This is a genomic window from Wohlfahrtiimonas sp. XWW7 (assembly GCF_056716055.1).
On record NZ_CP168032.1, the window covers coordinates 26,001 to 48,050 of the forward strand.

A 22,050-nucleotide genomic window follows, 5' to 3' on the forward strand; every position below is an offset into this window, starting at 1 on the left:
AATGAATATTAATTATTTTCAAAGGAATTGATGTGACTAAACAATCAAGTTATAGCAAAGAAGAACTTTTAATGTGCGGCCGAGGCGAGCTATTCGGTGAAGGCAATGCACAATTACCAATGCCACCAATGTTGATGTTTGATCGCATCACTGAAATTACTGATGATGGCGGTAATTACAATAAAGGTTTGATCGTTGCAGAGCTTGATATCAATCCTGACTTATGGTTTTTCCCATGTCACTTTGTTGGTGATAATGTTATGCCAGGTTGCCTTGGTTTAGATGCTATGTGGCAATTAGTTGGCTTCTATTTAGGTTGGAAAGGTGGCATCGGCCGTGGCCGTGCTTTAGGTTCTGGTGAAGTGAAATTTTCAGGTCAAGTATTGCCAACAGCTAAAAAAGTAACCTACCATATTCACATGAAACGTGTTATTTTGCGCAAATTAACAATGGGTATTGCAGATGCAACTCTATCTGTGGATGGAAAAATCATCTACACTGGTTCAGACCTTAAAGTTGGTCTCTTTACCTCAACAGATAATTTTTAACGTTTAGGAGAAACATTATGAGACGTGTTGTTATCACAGGTCTTGGGATTATTTCTAGTATCGGAAACAACAAAGAAGAAGTATTAGAGTCTCTCAAATCAGGTAAATCTGGGATTGAATTCTCTCAAGAAATGGCTGATTTTGGTTTTAGATCCCATGTTCATGGTGCGATTCGCATTAACCCAGCTGAACACATTGACCGTAAAACATTCCGTTTTATGGCAGATGCAGCAGCTTATGCTTATCTTGCAATGGAACAAGCGATCGAAGATTCTAATCTTCCTGAAGAAATGGTTTCCAACGAACGCACAGGTTTAATCGTAGGCTCAGGTGGCGCATCCACTCGCAATCAAATCGAAGCGATCGATAGCATGCGTAATACTGGTGCTACGAAAAAAATGGGCCCTTATATGGTGACTCGTACAATGGGCTCCACTGTATCTGCTTGTTTAGCAACACCATTTAAAATCAAAGGTGTTAACTATTCAATCAGCTCTGCATGCTCTACATCTGCGCACTGTATTGGTAATGCCGCTGAACAGATCCAATTAGGCAAACAAGACATTATTTTCGCAGGTGGCGGTGAAGAGTTACATCCATTCATGAGCGCAATGTTCGATGCGATGGGCGCACTATCCACCAAGTACAATGACAATCCTTCAGTTGCATCGCGTCCTTATGATGCTGATCGTGATGGCTTCGTTATCTCTGGCGGTGGCGGCATCGTTGTAGTAGAAGAATTAGAACACGCTTTAGCTCGTGGCGCTAAAATCTACGCAGAAATCACAGGCTATGGCGCAACTTCAGATGGTTATGACATGGTTGCACCAAGCGGTGAAGGTGCTGAGCGCTGTATGCGTCAAGCATTATCAACAGTTGAAGGACCAATTGATTATATCAATGCTCACGGTACATCAACACCAGCTGGCGATATTCCTGAAATTTTAGCAGTACAACGTGTATTTGGTGAAAAATTCCCTTACATCACATCTACAAAATCACAAACTGGCCATGCATTAGGCGCAGCTGGCGTTAATGAAGTGATCTATTCATTATTAATGATGGAAAACAACTTCCTACAAGCTAGCCAACACATTGATAATGTTGATCCAAAATTGGAAGGCTTCCCTATCGTTCGTGAAAAAATCGAAGATATAGAGCTTAACAACATCATGAGCAACAGCTTTGGTTTTGGTGGTACAAATGCAACTGTTGTCTTAAGCCGCTACAAAGATTAATTAATCTTTTACTGAGAATAATAAAATCAAGAAGCCAGATTAATAATGAACTGCACCCCAAAAGTTGGACACAACTTTGGGGTGTTTTTATATGGCGAAGTATTCTTTTGATTTCAAATTAAAAGTTGTTAAGTTTTATCAAAAAGGAAATGGATATAGCTCTACAGCTGATCATTTTAATATTGATCACTCCACCGTTAAAAAGTGGGTCAAAGCTTATCAGTATCATGGTCAATCAGGGATTCAGCCAAGAACAACAAAACGATTATATTCTGCTGAATTCAAATATTATGTATTGAAGTTTATGTCAGATCATTATTACTCTGCCCGCGAAGCGGCTTCATATTTTAATATTCCAGCATTTACTTCTATATTAGAATGGCAATCACTGTTTAAAGAAGGTGGTTTGAGTGCACTTGAACCACGTCAAAAAGGAAGACCTAAAAAGATGAGATTGCCCAAAAAACCTGATAATCGCACTGAACAAGAAAAGTTGATAGATCAACTTCAAGCTGAATTAGCCTATCTTCGTGCGGAGAATGATGTGTTAAAAAAGTTTCAGGAATTGGACGAGAAGGAAGAAGCGCTCAGGCGCAAACAATCATCGCAGAAGAACTCAAAGTAAAGCATTCATTGTCATCGTTACTGAAAATCATGAATCTAGCCAAAAGCACTTATTACTATCATAAGGCAGTATTGGCTAAGCCTGATTCAGATGAAAGCCTTAAAGCAAGGATAACAGCCCTTTTTCATGAGCATAAAGGTCGATATGGTTATCGTCGCATCACTGCGATATTACAAAAAGATTTCCCCATTAACCATAAAAAAGTTCAAAGAATCATGCGATTACTGAATCTTAAATCTTTAGTAAGACCGAAGAAATACCAATCTTATAAAGGAAAAGTTGGAAAAATAGCGAAGAATATTTTGAAGCGTAATTTTAAGGCTCAAAGGCCCAACCAAAAATGGGTAACAGATGTCACAGAGTTTAAAGTGAACGGTGAAAAGCTGTATTTATCTCCGATTTTAGATCTATATAATCAGGAAATTATTAGCTATGAAGTTGCTAAAAACTCCAAATATGAGTTGGTGGGTAAAATGCTGAATAAGGCATTGAAGCATTTAAAGTTACATAAGAAAGGACGCAAGAAACTGATTTTACATTCTGATCAAGGTTGGCAATATCAAATGAAACAGTACCAACAATCTTTAAAAGATCACAAAGTTAGACAAAGCATGTCACGCAAAGGCAATTGCTATGATAATGCTGTGATTGAGAACTTCTTTGGTGTTTTGAAATCAGAGCTATTTCATGTGAAAAAATTTGAATCTATCGATCAATTAGAGAAAGAGATTCATGAGTACATCGATTATTACAATAATGATCGAATTAAGCTCAAACTAAAAGGACTGAGTCCGATAGAATATCGAAATCAGTCCTTGTCTTTATAATTTATAAACTGTCCAAGTTTATGGGGTCAGTTCATAACCTTAATCTGGCTTTTTTATAAGCATAAAATGTTACAATACTGAACCATACTATAACAACATGAAACAAGGCAAAACGATGAAATATAAAATCACTACAACTGTTATTATGGCAATTTTCAGCACATCCTTATCCTTCGCTCAAATGAAAGAGGATGTCTCCAAAAGTGTATCCAATTTAATATCCACCAGTAAAGATGCCATCAGTGGAATCAAAGAAGGCATCACAGATGGTAGAAAACAAGGTGCTAGCGCTGATGGTTCTATCATTATTTCTACAACAGAAGAGATGAAACCTTACGTCACATTTAAAGTACGCAAGATAGAAAATCCTGATAATAACCGCTACACATTAACTTTAATTTTCACCAACCAACATGAACAACCTGTACGATTAATCAATCTACATGATGACCAAGCAGTATTACTCTTAGATGAAGATAGAATCACATCACCGCTTGTGTTACAAAAAAGTAACGATGAGGTCACCATACCAAGAAATGCCGCAACTCGTATGCAATGGACTTTTGATAATGTAGAAACCGAACCTGCATTTTTAAGAATATATAATACAGAATACATTCTTGATGAGATTAAAAAATAATCCCATTATTTACTAACAACTCGCGACAACTCAACCCGATTAATATGCTTAATCGGGTTTTTAATACAACAAATAATCTCACTACATAATCACAACATTAAAGATGTGAAAATATTATTTACAAATATTTGCATAAAAATAAATTCAAGTGATAAAATAATATCCATACAACTCACATAACAAACAGGTATCCCCATGAAAAATATAGCCTGCGCTATCATGATCATCACAGCACTTCTATCATTCGGACACTCTAAAAGCATCAACATTCCAAATGATTGGATGTTAGAAAATATTAAAAAACCCGCAAAATCTGTACAGCAAAAATCCATATCCCCTTATGGCGTACAAAATAAAAAGATTATCTTTAACGAAAATGGTTATATGAGCCAAATAGACATCGATTATCAATTAGGGCAAACAACAAATTTTATCAGCATACATGTTGCACCCTACAATGATAATCATCGTTATTTATTACTTGTTGAAAAGCTAGATGAAAATGATATTTTATCCGTTGATTTTAACAATATTGAAACATTGGCAGGCTTAAAAACTCAAGAACAATTGTGGAAAAATAGCCATCAAACTGAGCTTAAAAGTAAACAAATGATGCGCATGACAAATTATAATTCCGACTATATGGCTGAATCCATTTTAGAGTCCAATATGAATCTACCAATCGTTCGATTGCAATCAGAAGCAGAATTAAAAAACATTAAAATTTCACCAAACACTCTATATATGATTGTGACAGAAAGAGATCATCATGACAGCTGGACAAAACGCATCTCAGTTCAAAAAGATTCTATGGGTGAAATATTAAAAACTATCGAAGAAAGAACAATAGAATATTACGATATCCTATTGTAATCATCTAACTATTCACGATGATAAGGATGGTTGTGTAAAATACTCCATCCTCTAAATAATTGTTCAGCCACTAAAATTCTTACCATTGGATGCGGCAGTGTTAATTTTGATAGCGAAATGCTTTGTTGAAAACTTTGCTTTACTTCATCAGAAAATCCTTCTGGCCCACCAATTAACAAAGCAATATCCGTACCACCTTGCAACCATCCTGCCATCATCTGACTCAATTCAGGTGTTGTGACAGCTTTACCAATCACATCCAAACCAACAATGCGAGCACCTTTAGGTACAGCAGCGAGCATCTTCTGCCCTTCTTCTTTTAAGATTTTACTGATATCCGCATTTTTCTTACGGGCTTGCGCAGGAATTTCAACCATTTTTAGCTGAACCTCATTACGCAAACGGCTTTGATATTCGTCAAAGCCGTCTTTAACCCAATTTGGCATATTGTTGCCAATAGCGATTAGGTGAACAATCATACTAGATGAACAATTTTTCTAATTGATAGAATTCACGTGCATCTTTAGTCATAATGTGAACAACAACATCGCCATAATCTTGCAAGACCCAGTTACCACTTTCAACACCTTCAGAGCCAATTGGTAAGTGACCTTCTGCTTTCATTTTTACTTCTAGTTTGCCTGCCATTGCTTTCAAATGCGTTGATGATGTACCTGTCACGATTACAACCCAATCTGCATACTTAACAATTTTGCTTACATCGAATACCTTAATATCCACACCTTTCATATCATCCAAGGTAGTTTCAACAATATTCTTCATCGCTTCTGACATAAATTTCATCCAGTTCATTTAAAATTAATACAATAGTTCTGCTTATTGTACTTCATTTTAATTTAACAATTAAATCTTAATTAAGTTTGGTAGAATAATACTTTTATCATTTAGTTTTGAAGGTTGAGAAATGGTCAGTTTTGAAGCACTTTATGAAGAAGCACAAAAATACATTCCAGGCGGTGTTAACTCTCCAGTGAGAGCTTTTAAACAAGTCGGCGGCGCACCTGTTTTTTTCAAAAAAGGTGAAGGTGCATACGTTTACGATGAAAATGGTAAAAAATATATCGATTACGTTGGCTCATGGGGCCCAATGATTGTTGGTCATGCTCACCCTAAAGTGATCGAAGCTGTCATCGAAACCGCTAAAAATGGTTTATCTTTTGGCGCACCAACGGTTTCAGAAACAGTTTTGGCTAAAAAAGTATTGGAAATCATTCCATCAATGGATAGCGTGCGCATGGTAAGCTCGGGCACTGAAGCTACAATGAGCGCAATCCGCTTGGCGCGTGGTTATACAAATCGTAACAAAATCATTAAATTTGAAGGCTGTTATCATGGCCATTCAGATTCATTATTAGTGAAAGCAGGTTCGGGTTTATTAACATTTGCAGAACCGTCTTCACCAGGTGTTCCTGCTGATTTAACACAGCATACAATTGTATTGGAATACAATAATCCTGAAGAATTAAAAGAAGCATTCGCAAAATATGGCGATGAAATTGCATGTGTGATCGTTGAACCAATCGCGGGCAATATGAACTGCATTCCACCTTCTAAAGAATTCCTACAAACAATCCGTGATTGCTGCACAGCAGCAGGCGCTGTTTTCATCATGGATGAAGTAATGACAGGTTTCCGTGTACATAAACACTCAGCACAAGGCTTATATGACATCACACCTGACTTATCAACATTTGGCAAAGTCATTGGTGGCGGCATGCCAGTAGGCGCATTTGGCGGCAAAGCTGAAATCATGGCGCATATGTCACCGAATGGCGCTGTTTACCAAGCAGGTACATTGTCAGGCAACCCTGTTGCAATGGCAGCGGGCATCGCTACATTAGAATTAATTTCTGAAGATGGTTTCTATGAAGATCTAAAAGCTAAAACAGATTATTTAATGGATGGCATTCAAAAAGTATTCGCAAAACATAATCAACCATTACACATTAATCATGTTTGCGGCATGTTTGGCTTATTTTTCACTGATCGAGCAGTTCATACATACAAAGATGTAATGACAAGCGATGTAGAATTCTTCAAAAAATTCTATCACGGCTTATTGGATCGTGGCGTATATTTGGCACCAAGCGCTTTTGAAGCAGGATTTTTATCGAGCGCACATACATATGATGATTTAGATACTACAATTCAAGCCATCGATGAAACATTAACAGAGATTAAAGGTTAATCACATGAAACAAACACCATGGATCGCTCCTTCTATTTTATCCGCTGATTTTGCTCGTTTAGGCGAAGAAGTGACCGCAGTATTGGATGCAGGCGCTGATATCATCCACTTTGACGTAATGGATAACCACTATGTTGAGAACTTAACATTTGGCCCAATGATCTGCAAAGCATTACGTGATTATGGCGTAACTGCACCCATCGATGTACATTTGATGGTTTCTCCTGTAGATCGCATGATCGAGTCTTTTGCGAAAGCGGGTGCGAGCTACATCACATTCCACCCTGAAGCATCATTGCATGTGGATCGTTCATTACAATTGATTAAATCGCACGGTTGTAAAGCTGGATTAGTTTTAAATCCAGCAACACCAGTACATGTTTTAGAACATGTTTGGGATTATCTTGATATGATTTTAGTGATGAGTGTGAATCCTGGCTTCGGTGGACAAAAATTCATTCCATCAGCACTAGACAAACTCGCCAAATTAAGAAAAATGATTGATGACAGTGGCAAAGAAATTCGTTTAGAGATTGACGGTGGTGTGAATGCAGATAATATTGCCGATATCTCTAAAGCTGGCGCGGATACATTTGTTGCAGGTAGTGCTATTTTCACACAAGATAATTATAAAGAGATTATTAATAGACTTAAATCAAACGCAAAATTAGACTGATACGCGTTTGTCGTTTAAAATGTTAAAATCATTTTATTAAAAATAACCAAACGAGAACAGATATGAACATCACAGATCTACTAACCTTTGTTGTTAAGTCCGGCGCATCCGACTTACACTTATCAGCAGGACTGCCTCCGCTTTTGCGTATTGATGGTGACATTACTCGAATCAATGCGCCAGCAATGGATAATGATGGCGTTTATGATTTGATTTACGGCATCATGAATGATACTCAGCGCAGAACTTTTGATGCGGAATTAGAAGCTGACTTTTCTGTTGATGTTCCTGGACTTTCTCGTTTCAGGGTTAACGCATTCCATCAAAATCGCGGTGTTGGCGCAGTTTTCAGAACAATTCCTAATAACATCAAATCAATGGATGAATTAGGTATGCCAGCAATCTTCAGACAGATGGTTTCCGTTCCTCGTGGTTTAGTATTGGTAACAGGGCCAACAGGTTCAGGTAAGTCAACAACGTTAGCTGCAATGATTGACTACTTAAACAAACATCACCCTTACCATATTTTAACAGTTGAAGATCCAATCGAGTTCGTTCATACACCAAGAAAATCTTTGATCAACCAACGTGAGGTTCATAGAGATACATTATCATTTAATAATGCTCTACGTTCAGCACTTCGTGAAGATCCAGACGTTATCTTGGTGGGTGAGCTTCGTGACTTAGAAACAATTCGCTTAGCATTGACTGCTGCGGAAACTGGTCACTTGGTCTTCGGCACACTCCATACTACATCCGCTTCCAAAACCATTGACCGTATCATCGACGTTTTCCCTGAGGGTGAAAAACCACTGGTTCGTTCAATGCTATCCGAATCTATTCAAGCTGTTGTTTCTCAAACGCTTTTAAAGAAAAAAGGTGGTGGCCGTATTGCAGCATGGGAAATCCTAATGGGTACTAATGCAATTCGAAATCTTATCCGTGAAGATAAGATTCCGCAAATGTATTCTGCGATCCAAACAGGACAGTCATTTGGTATGCAGACATTAGATCAGCATTTACAACAGCTTGTTAAAGCTGGAATGATTGATCCAGAAGTCGCAGCAAGCAAAGCAAAAGTACCATCTGATTTTAGTTAATCGTTATATTGCATATTTTTTTCAAATAAGTATAATGACGTGTCTGTTTTTAAGGAGCCGTTTTTGTGTTCCTCAAAGAATTTATTTTATTGAAATAGGTTATTTTAATTATGAGTAAAGTTTGTCAAGTCACTGGTAAAGCACCTGCTGTTGGGAACAATGTTTCTCACGCAAACAATAAAACTCGCCGTCGTTTTTTACCAAATCTTCACTCACATCGTATTTGGGTAGAAAGCGAACAGCGCTTTGTAACATTACGCGTAACATCTGCTGGTTTAAGAACTATCGATAAAAAAGGTATCGATGCTGTTCTTAAAGATATGCGTGCACGTGGTGAGAAAATCTAAGGAGCTTTATCATGGCAAAAGGTATCAGAGAAAAAATCAAGTTAGTGTCAACGGCTGAAACAGGTCATTTCTACACTACTACAAAAAACAAAAGAACAACTCCAGAAAAATTAGAGTTCATGAAATATGATCCAGTTGTTCGTAAACACGTTTTATATAAAGAAGCTCGTATTAAATAATACAGTTTTAGTTTCTAAATAAAAAAAGCAACCTTAAGGTTGCTTTTTTACTTTCTACACCGAATCAAAAGCATAAATTTCAATTCCGAGCACTAATGTGCTAGATTGTGCACTACTTTTATTCACTTAATCGCTCTTACATCGTGATCAAACTAGAACATATATCAAAATCATATCCTTCACCTAAAGGACCTGTTACTGCCCTATCAGATATCTCTTTAACTATTGAAGCAGGAGAAATCTTCGGCGTCATTGGTCATTCTGGCGCAGGAAAAAGCACATTAATTCGTTGCTTAAATCTATTGGAAAAACCAACATCTGGCCACGTTATCCTAGATGATATTGATTTGACCAAGCTTTCTAAACAGCAACTCATGCATGAACGCCGAAAGATCGGCATGATATTCCAACACTTTAATCTGTTCGATAGCCAAACGATTTTCAACAACATAGCTTTTCCACTACGTTTAGAAAAATTATCTAAAACGGATATTAAAAAACGTGTAGATGAATTACTAGAATTAGTTGGCTTAACGGAGCATGCAAATAAATATCCCGCACAATTATCTGGCGGGCAAAAACAACGTGTTGGCATTGCGAGAGCATTGGCGAATCAACCTAAAGTACTATTATGCGATGAAGCAACTTCTGCACTGGATCCACAAACCACGCAATCCATCCTAGAATTATTGCGTGATATTAACCAAAAGCTTGGGTTAACAATTGTATTAATCACCCATGAGATGGAAGTCATTCGTAAAATATGCCACAAAGTTGGCGTCATTCACGCAAGTCAGATTGTTGAACTAGGCCCTGTCGAAAAGGTATTTTTAAATCCTCAGCACGATGTGACAAAAGAATTTATCTTAGACAATAGCCATTATGATGAATTAAAAGCACACTTAAAAACAAGCACCATGAAAGATGCCAATCTTTATCAGATCACTTACTCTGGCGAGGATTCTTATCATCCACATTTAAGTGACATCATTAAATCCACGGGCGTTCATTTCTCTATTCTTTCTGGCAATATTAGTTATATTAGAGATTTACCCTACGGACAGCTATTAGTAGCACTCAATGGCAGTGAAGAAGCGCAAAGCAATGCCTTAAAAGAATTTTCAGCCAAAAATATCCATGCATTAGCGGTTAACTTATAAATTATGTATACAGATTTTAAAGCATGGGCGAGCAGCGCCCTACAAAGTTTAATTCAAGACAGCTTCCCTAAAGTCAAAGTTAATATGCTTTGGGATGCGACAGAAGCAACACTGCAAATGTTAATGGCATCCTGGGCATTAACAACTGTATTTGGGATCATTTTGGGTGTAATTTTATACCTCACAAGCCCCAAACAATTACTGCAAAATAACATTATTTATCCTGCACTATCTATTTTTACGAACATATTACGCTCTATTCCATTTTTAATTTTAATCATCTATCTATTACCTTATACAAAATTATTAGTGAATACATCATTTGGTGTCAAAGGCGCAATCATTCCTTTAGCCATTGGTGCAATCCCATTCTTTGCAAAACTCGTGGAAACCTCACTACGCGAGGTTAATCGAGGCATCATTGAAGCTGCTGTTAGCATGGGCACACCTTTGCACACAATCATCTTCTCTGTATTATTAAGAGAAGCTCGTCCCAGCATTATTGCTGGTGCGACAATCACAGGCATATTATTGTTATCATTTACAGCCATGGCTGGCGTAGTTGGCGCAGGTGGATTGGGTGATTTAGCCACAAGATTCGGCTTCCATCGTAATCAACCAGAAATTACAAATTTTGTGATTGTAATAATCATCATTATCGCGCAAACTATTCAGCTAATTGGCGATACATTTATGCGCCGATTAACTAGAAAATAACAAATATTTAGGATTATATTAAGGAGCAGTAGCATGAAAAAATTAGCATCAGCCTTGATTCTCTCAGCATTGCCTTTTTTGGCAAATGCCCAAGATTCAATTAAAGTCGCAGCAACACCAGTTCCACATGCAGAAATTCTAGAGCACGCACAAACATTGGCACCTGATTTTAAAATTGATGTTGTCGTTGTGACCGACTATGTTTTGCCTAATTTAATGTTAGATGAAGGCGAAGTTGACGCAAATTTCATGCAACATAAACCTTATTTAGATGAATTCAATAAAGCGAATAACCTTACATTAACACCTGTTGGCAGCGTTCATTTAGAACCATTGGGCGGTTATTCTAAGAAAATTACGGACATTAAAAATACTCCTAACAACGCTAAAATAGCAATTCCAAATGATCCAACAAACGGTGGCCGTGCTTTAATTTTATTACATAATAATGGCGTGATTACCTTAGAGGATCCAAGCAATATTTTATCTACAATTGCTGACATTAAAGAAAATCCTAAAAATATCTCTTTCCTTGAATTAGAAGCACCAATGTTAGCCAAAGCTATCGATGAAGTGGATCTTGCATTGATTAACACTAACTTTGCACTAGATGCAGGCTTAAACCCAATGAAAGATGCATTGATCATCGAAGATAAGAATTCACCTTACGTTAATATCGTCGTTGTTAAAGCAGATAATACAGATAAAGAAAATGTAAAAAAATTAATGAAAGTATTGAACTCACCAGAAATGAAATCATTCATTGAAACAAAATATGAAGGTAGCATTTTACCTGGCTTCTAATCGATGCTTTTCTTCATAACTATTAAAGAGCCATATCATTGGCTCTTTTTTATTTCTGTAACATTTTTACATTAATTATCAGAACAAGCTATAATGTGCGGATGATCGTAAAATCACATTGAGACAAGACATTCTCCTAGTATTTCATACTGGGATGATTGACTTTTATACTAAAAAGCAAGATAATGTTGCGTCTTATATTGTTTAAACTATTGGTTATATTTGGAGAATACCTTTGGCAAACTCAGCTCAAGCAAGAAAACGCGTACGCCAAGCGGAAAAAAACCGTTTAGCTAACGCTTCATACCGTTCAATGACTCGTACATACGTTAAGAAAGTATTGAAAGCAATTCAAGAAAATAACGTAGAAGGCGCTAACGAAGCTTTGAAAAAAGCACAAGGCGTTTTAGACCGCGCTGCAAACAAAGGCTTGTTTCATAAGAAAACAGCTGCTCGTTTGGTAAGCCGTTTGAACGCAAGAATTAAAGCAATCGCTGCTTAATTCTAAAGTTTCAAAAAAAGCCCTTTTCAGGGCTTTTTTTACATCTCAGATTTATATCATTTCAATACAATTTTGCTGCGTTTTTTCAAAAATACTAATATGTGCTCAATAGATTCTCTAAAATCCTTAATTTGTGCAATCCCTCTCTCATCCGTTGGTTTCAATGCTTCTAATAAACTAGCTGCGACCTCTTCTACATAACGTTGATAATTGGAACTCACCTGATGCGTATTCACCAATACTAATTCTTCATTAATCCCCAATAAATGCTTTAAAATTTGTTGATACAACAAAGCATGAGCAAAACCTTTAACTCTGGTTACTCTTTCACCATTTTTTATAAACTGACGTCCAAAAATCATAGATAAATAATAAAGCGTCGATAATCCCTGATAATTTTTGAACTCCTTAGAAAAATTATAAAATTCAAAGTTTAAATCGTTCAATAATTCATTCATCTGCTTTGGCAGCAATCGAATAGTAGCAACATTAATATCCACAATACGATGTGATAAACCCTCTGATGCAGCATTAAAATGCTCTACTAATTTAGTAAAGCTATTATCATGTGAAATAACTAAAAAATTTGGTGATAACGGCATGCTATCATCTCCTGTATTGATCCAAATTTATTATCTTAATAAAACAATAAATATATACATAAATAAACGTAAATTATCATTAATTATAACACATAATATTTAAAGATCACTAGGCATAAAAAAAGCTCTACCAAAGTAGAGCTCTCCATTAATATAATATTTACAATTAATTAATTTAATTTCCCATGACAATGCTTGAATTTTTTACCTGAACCACAAGGACAATCATCATTACGTCCCACAGATGAGTAATCAATTTCTTGATTAGTGAGCTCACCCGCATCACTGAATGTACGCTTGATTAATAACTCGCTTGCATCCGACTCATTGCTCTCTTCTGGCAATAAATTGACAGCTTGCTCTTCAGCAGTTGGCAATTCAATTTTCAAACGACTTAAATAAACAATCGTATCGTAATAGATGCGATCCAACATTTGTTCAAACATGCTGAATGCTTCTTTTTTATACTCTTGCTCTGGGCGTTTTTGAGCATAAGCACGCAACTGAATTCCTTGACGTAAATAATCCATTGCCGCCAAGTGATCTTTCCAATTATGATCCAATAATTGAAGCAAGATATTCTTTTCAAATGCTTTAAAGTTATCTTGATCAACAATGGACATCTCTTCATCAGAATCTGGTAATTTAACAAATTGTTTAGCATGATATGCTTGCTTATTCATCTCAATTAAACGATCAATAACTTGCTGATCATCTAATTCCTGATTCTCTTCCAGCCAATCCTCTAATTTCACATTCATCATGAAATCACGAGATAATTTCTCTTCCAAACCTTCCATATCCCACTGCTCTGGGAATGATTGTGGCGGAATATGTTTTGCAACCAAATCACGGAATACAGTTTCACGAATCGCATCGATCGCTGGACCAACATCAGTTGCAGCCAAGATATCATCACGCTGTTGATAAATCACTTTACGCTGATCATTGGCAACATTATCGTATTGCAACAAATTCTTACGCATTTCAAAGTGATGACCTTCTACTTTACGCTGAGCATTCTCAATCGAACGACTGATCCATTTATGTTCTAGCGGCAAACCATCGCCCATGCCCAATTTTTTCATCATATTGTATGCAGATGGCGACGTAAAAATGCGCATCAAGCTATCTTCTAATGACAGATAAAAACGAGAGGAACCAACATCACCTTGACGACCAGAACGGCCACGCAACTGATTATCAACACGGCGCGATTCATGACGCTCTGTACCAATAATATGCAAACCACCTTGCTCCAATACTGCATCGTGGCGTTTTTGCCATTCTGATTTCAAAGCAGATTTTTCTGCTTCTGTCGCATCAGGATGACTATCCATTTCCATTGAGAAGTTACCGCCCAATACGATATCCGTACCACGACCCGCCATATTAGTTGCAATTGTCACAGCACCAGGCTGCCCAGCTGCACCAATGATATAAGCTTCTCTCTCATGCTGCTTAGCATTCAAAACTTCATGCGGAATTTGACGATCATCCAACATCTGAGAAATCAATTCAGAAACTTCAACAGATGCAGTACCTACTAATACAGGCTGACCTACTTCACGGCAATGTACGATATCTTTAATGATTGCTTCGTATTTCTCTCTCTGCGTTAAGAAAATCAAATCACCATAATCTTTACGCTGAATTGGCTTATTCGTAGGAATTACGACAACTTCTAAACTATAAATCTCCAATAATTCAGGTGCTTCAGTATCTGCTGTACCTGTCATACCAGATAATTTTTTATAGATTCTGAATAAATTCTGGAATGTAATGGATGCCAATGTCTGATTTTCAGGCTTAATTTGTACGCCTTCTTTAGCTTCAATTGCTTGATGCAAACCATCTGACCAACGACGACCTGATAATGTACGACCTGTATGCTCATCGACAATCACAATTTCACCAGATTTGATCAAATAGTCCACATCCTTACGGAACAAGTGATGTGCACGTAAACAGCTATCTAAATGATGATAAAGCTTCAAGTTGTTTGCATCATATAAGCTTTCGCCTTCTTTCAACAAACCCGCTTGAACCAATAAATCTTCTGCATGCTCATGACCAACTTCGGTCAACAATACTTGGCGATCTTTTTCATTGATCGTGAAATCATTGTCACCATTTTCATCAGCTTTCACTAAATGTGGCACAACTAAATTAATCGCTTGATAAAGCTCTGCAGTACCTTCCGCAGGACCTGAAATGATCAACGGCGTTCTTGCTTCATCGATTAAGATTGAGTCAACTTCATCGATGACAGCAAAATTTAAAGGGCGTTGTACTTTTTGCTCAGGGCTAAAACTCATATTGTCACGCAAATAGTCGAAACCAATTTCGTTATTTGTACAATACGTGATATCACAATTGTAAGCCGCTTTTTTCTCGTCAGGACCTTGTTCAGATACGATCACACCAACTGTTAAACCTAACCATTGATACAATCGCCCCATATCTGTTGCGTCACGTTTTGCTAAGTAATCATTCACTGTTACAACATGAACGCCTTTACCTTCTAAAGCATTCAAATAAACAGCTAATGTTGCCACTAATGTTTTACCTTCACCTGTACGCATTTCAGCAATACGACCTTGATGAAGTGTAATACCACCAATCATCTGAACATCATAATGGCGCATACCCAAAACACGGATACTCGCTTCACGTACAGTTGCAAATGCTTCTGGTAACAATTTATTTAAAGAAGTACCTTCTTGGATACGTTCACGAAATTTGAGTGTCTGTTGTTGTAGTTCTTCGTCAGACATTGCTTGCATCGTAGGTTCTAATGCATTAATTTGTTTAACGATTTTGAAAGCATCTTTGACCAATCGGTCATTTCGAGTTCCAAAAATCTTTTTTGCAATCGCACCAAACATGGCATTCCTTCTATATAGTAAAAATATAAATTAACAGCGTATTTTAACGTATTTTAACGTCAAAAAGAACTTATTGATGTGATACCCAGTTGTTTCTATGAATGAGCTCTTCTGAAATCACATAACCCAGTTTATTAATGATGTCATTCGATGCCGTTTTCAAGAGCAACTTCACTTCTTCAGAATTATAATTACATAATCCTCGGCCAAGCTCTTCACCTTTCACGTTCACACACGAGATAATATCACCACGTTGGAAAGAACCTTTGACATCGATCACACCAATTGGTAACAAACTCTTTTTATGCACTAATAATGCATTTTCAGCGCCCTCATCTACGACAACCTTACCAAATACATGTGCTTGGTTGAGTATCCAGCGTTTTTTAGCAGCCATTGTTGTGTGTTCTGGCTCAAACTGCGTGCCAATCTCTTCTCTTGCAGCCACTTTTAGTAAACCATCTTCAGATTTGCCATAAACAATGTATGTTTCTGTGCCTGAGGTTGCAGCCTTCTGTGCGGCTTTCACTTTAGTATACATACCGCCCTTACCGAGATTTCCCCCTTCAGGGCTTGCCATATCCAATAATGATGGATCCATCGCTTTAACTTTGCTCAATAATTGCGCATCACTATTTTTACGAGGATCTTTGTTATACAAACCTTTTTGATCCGTCAAAATAATATAAGTATCGGCTTCGATTAAGTTTGCAACCAAAGCACCTAACGTATCGTTATCACCAATACAAACTTCATCATAAGAAACGGTATCATTCTCATTAATGACAGGAATCACATTGTGATTAATCAAAGCATTGAGAGTTGCACGGATGTTTAAATAGCGCGTCCTCTCGAGAGCATCATCATGGGTTAACAAAACTTGTGCGGCTGTTAAACGATATTTTTGTAATGCCGTTTGCCAAGCTTCCACTAACTTTGCCTGCCCTACTGCCGCTGCCGCCTGAAGCTCACTTAATTCTTTGGGTCGCTCACTCCAACCCAATCGTTTCATACCTGCAGCGACAGCACCAGATGAAACAACAACAATCTTATAACCTTTCGATTGTAAATTTGCGATTTGCGCAGCGTAATCATCCAATAAAGAATAATCAATACCAATGCCACCATTCGTGATCATTGCACTGCCGATTTTAATTACCCAAAGAGTTTCTTTTTCCATACAATTCATATTATGATGTCAAGTTCAAGCAAAATTAATTTGCATAAAATAAATTAAGGTTTGTTGCAGGGGATTATCATAGCAAACTTACCTTACCTTGTTTCCATTTTAGGATGTTTAATTAAGAGGTGGTTTTAAAATGGCCAAAACGCTTTACGATAAATTGTGGGAAGCCCACGTTGTGCGTACCGAAGAAGATGGCACTGCATTGTTATACATTGATAGACATATCATTCATGAAGTCACAAGCCCACAGGCTTTTGAAGGACTTCGACTGGCTAATCGTGAGCTCTGGCGTAAAAACTCCATCATTGCAACACCTGATCACAATACACCAACAACACCTGGCTTTACGACGATTGAAGATCCAATCTCTCGCTTGCAAGTTGATACTTTAGATCAAAACGCACGCGCAGCTGGTGTAACTTACTTCCCTGTTGGTGATATTCGCCGTGGTATCGTACATGTCGTTGGCCCTGAACAAGGCGCAACATTACCTGGCATGACCGTAGTTTGTGGTGATTCACATACAGCAACTCACGGCGCATTTGGTGCATTAGCATTTGGTATTGGCACAAGCGAAGTTGAGCATGTTATGGCAACATGTTGTTTAGTACAAAAGAAATCTAAAGCAATGAATATCATTGTGGATGGTGATCTACCCAAAGGTGTTACTGCTAAAGATATCGTGCTTGCGATCATTCGTGAGATTGGTACAGCAGGTGGCACAGGTTACGCAATTGAATTCTCAGGCAGTGCAATTCGTGCATTATCGATGGAAGGTCGCATGACAATTTGTAACATGGCAATCGAAGCTGGTGCGCGCGTTGGTATGGTTGGTGTTGATAACACAACATTAGAATTTGTGAAAGATCGTCCATTATCACCAAAAGGTGAAATGTGGAATCAAGCCGTTGCTTATTGGAATACATTACATTCGGATGAAGGTGCTCATTTTGATAAAGTGATCACATTGAATGCTGAAGACATCAAGCCACAAGTGAGCTGGGGTACAAGCCCTGAAATGGTGATCGGCATTGATGAAATGATTCCAGACCCAACAAAAGAAACTGATCCTGTCAAACGTACAGGAATGGAAAAAGCATTAGCATATATGGATTTACAACCAAATCTTCCATTATCAGCGATTCCTTTAACGAAAATTTTTATTGGTTCTTGTACAAACTCACGCATTGAAGATTTACGTGAAGCTGCTTTCATCGCTAAAGGTAAAAAAGTTGCCAATAACATTTTACAAGCAATGATTGTGCCAGGCTCTGGCATAGTGAAAGAACAAGCAGAGAAAGAAGGTTTAGATAAGATTTTCTTAGAAGCTGGCTTTGAATGGCGCGAACCAGGTTGCTCTATGTGCTTAGCCATGAATAATGATCGCTTAAATGCTGGTGAACATTGTGCTTCGACATCTAACCGTAATTTTGAAGGCCGTCAAGGCGCTGGTGGCCGTACGCATTTAGTGAGCCCTGCAATGGCAGCAGCAGCTGCAATTGCTGGCCATTTTGTTGATGTTCGCACATTGATTTAAGGAGATCATAATGAAAAAATTCACAACACATCAAGGCATTGCTGTTGCGATTGATCGCCCAAATATCGACACCGATGCGATCATTCCAAAACAATTCCTAAAATCCATCCAACGTTCTGGCTTTGGCGTTAATTTATTCGATGAATGGCGATATACAGATGTTGGCGAACCAGGCATGGATAATTCTAAGCGCCCACTCAATAAAGAATTTTCATTGAATCAGCCACGATTCAAAAATGCATCTATTTTGGTAGCGCGTGAAAATTTTGGTTGCGGCTCATCTCGTGAACATGCTGTGTGGGCTTTAGATGATTATGGTTTTAGATCAGTGATCGCACCAAGCTATTCAGATATCTTCTTTAATAACTGTTTTAAAAATGGTGTATTACCAATTGTGCTTTCTGCCGAAGATGTTGATACAATTATACAGTTAATCAATCAACATGAAGGATTGGAAATCGAAATCGATCTGCCTGAACAGCAAGTACTTTGCAAACTGAACGATGAAGCACTACATAAACCATTTGATTTTAACGTAGATGACTTCCGCAAATATTGCTTACTCAATGGATTTGATGATATCGGCTTAACCCTTCAACATACTGATGATATTAAAGCTTATGAAGCGCGAATGAAACAGAAAACGCCATGGGTTTTTATGGATCATTCCCTATAATATTTTTATTTAACAATTTTTAGACTTTATGAAAACTACAGAAATACGCCGTAAATTTTTAGACTTCTTCATCTCAAAAGGACATACAGAAGTTTCTTCGAGCTCGCTCGTTCCTCACAATGATCCGACGCTTTTATTCACAAACGCAGGTATGAATCAATTCAAAGACTTATTCTTAGGGTTGGAAAAGCGCAACTATGTACGAGCCACATCATCACAGCGTTGTGTGCGTGCTGGCGGTAAACACAATGACTTAGAAAATGTCGGTTTCACAGCGCGTCACCACACTTTCTTTGAAATGTTGGGGAACTTCAGCTTTGGCGATTATTTCAAAAAAGAAGCCATCGAATTTGCTTGGGAATTATTAACAACTGTTTATATGTTCCCTGCTGAAAAGTTAACAGTGACTGTATTCCATACAGATGATGAAGCTTTTAATATTTGGCGTGATGTCATCGGCGTACCTGAAGAACGCATCATTCGTTTAGGTGTGAAAGATGATGGTAGCTCTGATAACTTTTGGCAAATGGGCGATACAGGTCCTTGTGGTCCTTGTTCTGAAATCTTCTACGATCATGGTGATCAAATCTGGGGCGGCCCTCCAGGATCTCCTGAAGAAGATGGTGATCGTTATATTGAAGTATGGAACTTGGTTTTCATGCAGTTTAATCGTGATGAAGCTGGTGTTTTACACCCATTACCAAAACCATCTGTAGATACAGGAATGGGTTTGGAGCGTTTAGCAGCTGTTTTACAAGGCGTTCATGGCAACTATGAAATTGATATTTTCCAAACATTAATTAAAGCTGCTGCTCAAGCAACAAACACTACTGATTTAACAAACAACTCATTGAAAGTCATCAGTGATCATATTCGTTCAGTATCTTTCTTGATTGCAGATGGCGTTTTACCATCTAACGAAGGCCGTGGTTATGTATTGCGCCGTATTATTCGCCGTGCAGTTCGCCATGGTTACAAATTGGGTCAAAAAGATATTTTCTTTAATACATTGGTCGCGACATTGGCTGATGTAATGGGTGATGCTTATCCTGAATTGATCGAGAAAAAAGCTCACATTCAAGATGCCATTAGACAAGAAGAAGTTCGCTTTGCTGAAACATTAGAACATGGATTGAAATTGTTAGAAGCAGATATCAAAGCATTGAATGGTGCAAAAACGATCTCTGGTGAAACAGTTTTCAAATTGTACGATACATACGGCTTCCCTGTTGACTTAACGAATGACATTGCACGTGAACAAGGTTTAGAGCTTGATATGGCTGGCTTTGAAGCATGTATGGAAGAACAACGTGCTCGTGCTCGTGCTGCGAATCAATTCAGTGCAGAAAAAACTGTTGCCGTTGATTTAGCTCAACCAGTTGAGTTTGTTGGCTACACAGAAAACCATTTAGACACAATCATCTTAGAATTGGCTAAAGATGGCGAATTAGTGAATGCATTAAATGAAGGCGATAAAGGTATCATTGTTTTAGAACGCACTCCTTTCTACGCTGAATCTGGTGGCCAAGTGGGAGATCATGGTTCTATTTCAATGGGTGATAACTTATTCATCGTTGAAGATACGAAAAAACAAGGCGATGCAATTCTTCATTTCGGTCATGTTTCTAAGGGTTCTTTCAAAAAAGCCAACCAAGTGCATGCAAAAATTGATGAACAATATCGTGATGATATTCGTAAAAATCACTCTGCAACTCACTTATTACACAAAGCATTGCAAGAAATCTTAGGCGGCCACATTGAACAAAAAGGTTCATTGGTAACTTATAACCGTTTGCGCTTTGATTTCTCTCACAATGCACCAATTCCTTTGGAAGTATTGCAAGAGATCGAACTACATGTGAACAAAGCAATCATTGCTAATAATCCTGTAGCGATCGAGACAATGCCAATTGATGATGCGAAAGCAAAAGGTGCCATGGCATTATTTGGTGAAAAATATGGTGATGAAGTTCGTGTGGTTGAAATGGGCGATTCATTAGAGCTATGTGGTGGTACTCACGTTGCTCGTACTGGCGATATTGGCCAATTCAGAATCATTCAGGAAACAGGTATTGCTTCTGGCGTTCGCCGTATTGAAGCTGTGACAGGTTTACATGCATTATCAATGGTTCAAAGTAATGTACGTTTAATCGTTGAACTATCTGAAGCATTGAAATCAACTCCTGAACAATTATTGATTAAAGCACATCAAACATTAAATGATTTAAAAGCATCAGAAAAAGCATTACAACAAACGAAATCAAAATTAGCATTGGCAGCAAGTGATGAGTTACTGGCTCAAGCACAAGAGATCAATGGCTCTAAAGTGATCGTTGCACTTGTACCTGAAGTTGAAACCAAATTATTACGTGAATTGGCTGATAAATTGCGCGATCAATCACAAGGTATTGTGTTACTAGGTTCTGCTGTAGATGGCAAAGCAACACTGGTTGCTGCAATTGAAAAATCTTTAACAGCAAAAGTAAAAGCAGGTGACTTTGTCAATATTGCAGCTGCAATCGTTGGCGGTAAAGGTGGTGGTCGCCCTGATTCAGCAACAGCTGGCGGACAAGATGGTTCTAAAGTTCAAGAAGCATTGGATACTGCGAAAGCTTGGATTCAAGATAAAATCTAAAAATTATATTTAGCATTGCTCCCTACGGGAGCAATGTAGATGTTTATTTTTAGGTTTACTAATTTTAAATAACAAAAAGCG

The 22,050-nt window shown here is 37.7% G+C and carries 22 protein-coding genes; 17 read left to right on the plus strand and 5 right to left on the minus strand.

Annotation, left to right across the window (positions count from 1 at the left end; translation table 11 throughout):
• Nucleotides 1–32 precede the first annotated feature (32 nt).
• The 5 genes from fabA to ACA100_RS00165 all read left to right on the plus strand — a co-directional run bounded on the left by fabA (nucleotide 33) and on the right by ACA100_RS00165 (nucleotide 4,751).
• Entirely contained in the window at nucleotides 33–548 is a 516-nt protein-coding gene (gene fabA, locus ACA100_RS00145) for a 3-hydroxyacyl-[acyl-carrier-protein] dehydratase FabA (protein WP_481078006.1), read from the plus strand.
• A 17-nt stretch (nucleotides 549–565) separates the two neighbouring features.
• Nucleotides 566–1,786 (plus strand): beta-ketoacyl-ACP synthase I, encoded by a 1,221-nt coding sequence (gene fabB / locus ACA100_RS00150; protein WP_481078007.1) that lies wholly within the window; start codon nucleotides 566–568, stop codon nucleotides 1,784–1,786.
• Nucleotides 1,787–1,877: 91 nt separating this feature from the next.
• Nucleotides 1,878–3,238 (plus strand): IS3 family transposase gene (locus tag ACA100_RS00155; protein WP_481076906.1). Its coding sequence is split into 2 segments (ribosomal slippage): nucleotides 1,878–2,358 and nucleotides 2,358–3,238, totalling 1,362 coding nucleotides; the frame shifts between segments, so codons are not numbered across the junction.
• A gap of 115 nt (nucleotides 3,239–3,353) precedes the next feature.
• On the plus strand, nucleotides 3,354–3,878 hold the full coding sequence (locus ACA100_RS00160) for a hypothetical protein (RefSeq protein ID WP_481078008.1): 525 nt from the start codon (nucleotides 3,354–3,356) through the stop codon (nucleotides 3,876–3,878).
• A 195-nt stretch (nucleotides 3,879–4,073) separates the two neighbouring features.
• Nucleotides 4,074–4,751 carry a hypothetical protein gene (locus tag ACA100_RS00165; RefSeq protein WP_481078009.1) on the plus strand — a complete coding sequence of 226 codons (678 nt, stop codon included), beginning with the start codon at nucleotides 4,074–4,076 and terminating at the stop codon, nucleotides 4,749–4,751.
• Nucleotides 4,752–4,759: 8 nt separating this feature from the next.
• On the opposite strand, the gene rlmH is transcribed toward ACA100_RS00165, so the two are convergent.
• Both rlmH and rsfS read right to left on the minus strand, forming a co-directional pair.
• A complete protein-coding gene (gene rlmH, locus ACA100_RS00170; protein WP_481078010.1) occupies nucleotides 4,760–5,230 on the minus strand; it encodes a 23S rRNA (pseudouridine(1915)-N(3))-methyltransferase RlmH in 471 nt (156 codons plus the stop codon).
• Between the two features lies 1 nt (nucleotide 5,231).
• Nucleotides 5,232–5,546, minus strand: a complete 315-nt coding sequence (gene rsfS / locus ACA100_RS00175) for a ribosome silencing factor (protein ID WP_481078011.1) — start codon at nucleotides 5,544–5,546, stop codon at nucleotides 5,232–5,234.
• A 130-nt stretch (nucleotides 5,547–5,676) separates the two neighbouring features.
• On the opposite strand from rsfS, the gene hemL reads away from it, so the two are divergent.
• The 9 genes from hemL (at nucleotide 5,677) to rpsT (ending at nucleotide 12,445) form a co-directional block, all read left to right on the plus strand.
• Nucleotides 5,677–6,960, plus strand: a complete 1,284-nt coding sequence (gene hemL / locus ACA100_RS00180) for a glutamate-1-semialdehyde 2,1-aminomutase (protein ID WP_481078012.1) — start codon at nucleotides 5,677–5,679, stop codon at nucleotides 6,958–6,960.
• Nucleotides 6,961–6,964: 4 nt separating this feature from the next.
• Entirely contained in the window at nucleotides 6,965–7,636 is a 672-nt protein-coding gene (rpe, locus tag ACA100_RS00185) for a ribulose-phosphate 3-epimerase (protein ID WP_481078013.1), read from the plus strand.
• A 62-nt stretch (nucleotides 7,637–7,698) separates the two neighbouring features.
• On the plus strand, nucleotides 7,699–8,736 hold the full coding sequence (locus ACA100_RS00190) for a type IV pilus twitching motility protein PilT (protein WP_481078014.1): 1,038 nt from the start codon (nucleotides 7,699–7,701) through the stop codon (nucleotides 8,734–8,736).
• A 110-nt stretch (nucleotides 8,737–8,846) separates the two neighbouring features.
• Nucleotides 8,847–9,083, plus strand: coding sequence for a 50S ribosomal protein L28 (gene rpmB / locus ACA100_RS00195; protein ID WP_008315714.1), 237 nt, complete (start codon nucleotides 8,847–8,849; stop codon nucleotides 9,081–9,083).
• Nucleotides 9,084–9,094: 11 nt separating this feature from the next.
• On the plus strand, nucleotides 9,095–9,262 hold the full coding sequence (gene rpmG / locus ACA100_RS00200; RefSeq protein ID WP_008315715.1) for a 50S ribosomal protein L33: 168 nt from the start codon (nucleotides 9,095–9,097) through the stop codon (nucleotides 9,260–9,262).
• Nucleotides 9,263–9,405: 143 nt separating this feature from the next.
• On the plus strand, nucleotides 9,406–10,422 hold the full coding sequence (locus tag ACA100_RS00205) for a methionine ABC transporter ATP-binding protein (protein ID WP_481079133.1): 1,017 nt from the start codon (nucleotides 9,406–9,408) through the stop codon (nucleotides 10,420–10,422).
• A gap of 3 nt (nucleotides 10,423–10,425) precedes the next feature.
• On the plus strand, nucleotides 10,426–11,139 hold the full coding sequence (locus tag ACA100_RS00210; protein WP_481078015.1) for a methionine ABC transporter permease: 714 nt from the start codon (nucleotides 10,426–10,428) through the stop codon (nucleotides 11,137–11,139).
• Nucleotides 11,140–11,172: 33 nt separating this feature from the next.
• A complete protein-coding gene (locus ACA100_RS00215) occupies nucleotides 11,173–11,943 on the plus strand; it encodes a MetQ/NlpA family ABC transporter substrate-binding protein (protein ID WP_481078016.1) in 771 nt (256 codons plus the stop codon).
• Between the two features lie 235 nt (nucleotides 11,944–12,178).
• Nucleotides 12,179–12,445 (plus strand): 30S ribosomal protein S20, encoded by a 267-nt coding sequence (gene rpsT, locus ACA100_RS00220; protein ID WP_481078017.1) that lies wholly within the window; start codon nucleotides 12,179–12,181, stop codon nucleotides 12,443–12,445.
• Between the two features lie 56 nt (nucleotides 12,446–12,501).
• Here the strand turns inward: rpsT and ACA100_RS00225 are convergent, their stop codons facing one another.
• The 3 genes from ACA100_RS00225 to proB form a co-directional block, all read right to left on the minus strand.
• Complete coding sequence (locus ACA100_RS00225; RefSeq protein ID WP_481078018.1) at nucleotides 12,502–13,047, minus strand: hypothetical protein; 546 nt, start codon at nucleotides 13,045–13,047, stop codon at nucleotides 12,502–12,504.
• 170 nt (nucleotides 13,048–13,217) lie between these two features.
• Nucleotides 13,218–15,935, minus strand: a complete 2,718-nt coding sequence (gene secA / locus ACA100_RS00230) for a preprotein translocase subunit SecA (RefSeq protein ID WP_481078019.1) — start codon at nucleotides 15,933–15,935, stop codon at nucleotides 13,218–13,220.
• 70 nt (nucleotides 15,936–16,005) lie between these two features.
• Nucleotides 16,006–17,115 carry a glutamate 5-kinase gene (proB, locus tag ACA100_RS00235; protein WP_481078020.1) on the minus strand — a complete coding sequence of 370 codons (1,110 nt, stop codon included), beginning with the start codon at nucleotides 17,113–17,115 and terminating at the stop codon, nucleotides 16,006–16,008.
• A 139-nt stretch (nucleotides 17,116–17,254) separates the two neighbouring features.
• Between proB and leuC the strand changes: the two genes are divergently transcribed.
• From leuC to alaS, 3 genes are read left to right on the plus strand one after another with little or no spacing between them, the layout of a single operon-like run.
• Nucleotides 17,255–18,658 (plus strand): 3-isopropylmalate dehydratase large subunit, encoded by a 1,404-nt coding sequence (gene leuC / locus ACA100_RS00240; RefSeq protein WP_481078021.1) that lies wholly within the window; start codon nucleotides 17,255–17,257, stop codon nucleotides 18,656–18,658.
• Nucleotides 18,659–18,668: 10 nt separating this feature from the next.
• Nucleotides 18,669–19,334, plus strand: coding sequence for a 3-isopropylmalate dehydratase small subunit (leuD, locus tag ACA100_RS00245; RefSeq protein ID WP_481078022.1), 666 nt, complete (start codon nucleotides 18,669–18,671; stop codon nucleotides 19,332–19,334).
• Between the two features lie 28 nt (nucleotides 19,335–19,362).
• Nucleotides 19,363–21,969, plus strand: coding sequence for an alanine--tRNA ligase (gene alaS, locus ACA100_RS00250; RefSeq protein WP_481078023.1), 2,607 nt, complete (start codon nucleotides 19,363–19,365; stop codon nucleotides 21,967–21,969).
• Nucleotides 21,970–22,050 lie beyond the last annotated feature (81 nt).

Coding starts and splice junctions, on each gene's coding strand:
- fabB (WP_481078007.1), top strand. CDS start 566: ATGAGACGTGTTGTTATCACAGGTCTTGGGATTATTTCTAGTATCGGA.
- ACA100_RS00160 (WP_481078008.1), top strand. CDS start 3,354: ATGAAATATAAAATCACTACAACTGTTATTATGGCAATTTTCAGCACA.
- ACA100_RS00165 (WP_481078009.1), top strand. CDS start 4,074: ATGAAAAATATAGCCTGCGCTATCATGATCATCACAGCACTTCTATCA.
- rlmH (WP_481078010.1), bottom strand. CDS start 5,230: ATGATTGTTCACCTAATCGCTATTGGCAACAATATGCCAAATTGGGTT.
- rsfS (WP_481078011.1), bottom strand. CDS start 5,546: ATGTCAGAAGCGATGAAGAATATTGTTGAAACTACCTTGGATGATATG.
- hemL (WP_481078012.1), top strand. CDS start 5,677: ATGGTCAGTTTTGAAGCACTTTATGAAGAAGCACAAAAATACATTCCA.
- rpe (WP_481078013.1), top strand. CDS start 6,965: ATGAAACAAACACCATGGATCGCTCCTTCTATTTTATCCGCTGATTTT.
- ACA100_RS00190 (WP_481078014.1), top strand. CDS start 7,699: ATGAACATCACAGATCTACTAACCTTTGTTGTTAAGTCCGGCGCATCC.
- rpmB (WP_008315714.1), top strand. CDS start 8,847: ATGAGTAAAGTTTGTCAAGTCACTGGTAAAGCACCTGCTGTTGGGAAC.
- rpmG (WP_008315715.1), top strand. CDS start 9,095: ATGGCAAAAGGTATCAGAGAAAAAATCAAGTTAGTGTCAACGGCTGAA.
- ACA100_RS00210 (WP_481078015.1), top strand. CDS start 10,426: ATGTATACAGATTTTAAAGCATGGGCGAGCAGCGCCCTACAAAGTTTA.
- ACA100_RS00215 (WP_481078016.1), top strand. CDS start 11,173: ATGAAAAAATTAGCATCAGCCTTGATTCTCTCAGCATTGCCTTTTTTG.
- ACA100_RS00225 (WP_481078018.1), bottom strand. CDS start 13,047: ATGCCGTTATCACCAAATTTTTTAGTTATTTCACATGATAATAGCTTT.
- secA (WP_481078019.1), bottom strand. CDS start 15,935: ATGTTTGGTGCGATTGCAAAAAAGATTTTTGGAACTCGAAATGACCGA.
- proB (WP_481078020.1), bottom strand. CDS start 17,115: ATGGAAAAAGAAACTCTTTGGGTAATTAAAATCGGCAGTGCAATGATC.
- leuC (WP_481078021.1), top strand. CDS start 17,255: ATGGCCAAAACGCTTTACGATAAATTGTGGGAAGCCCACGTTGTGCGT.
- leuD (WP_481078022.1), top strand. CDS start 18,669: ATGAAAAAATTCACAACACATCAAGGCATTGCTGTTGCGATTGATCGC.
- alaS (WP_481078023.1), top strand. CDS start 19,363: ATGAAAACTACAGAAATACGCCGTAAATTTTTAGACTTCTTCATCTCA.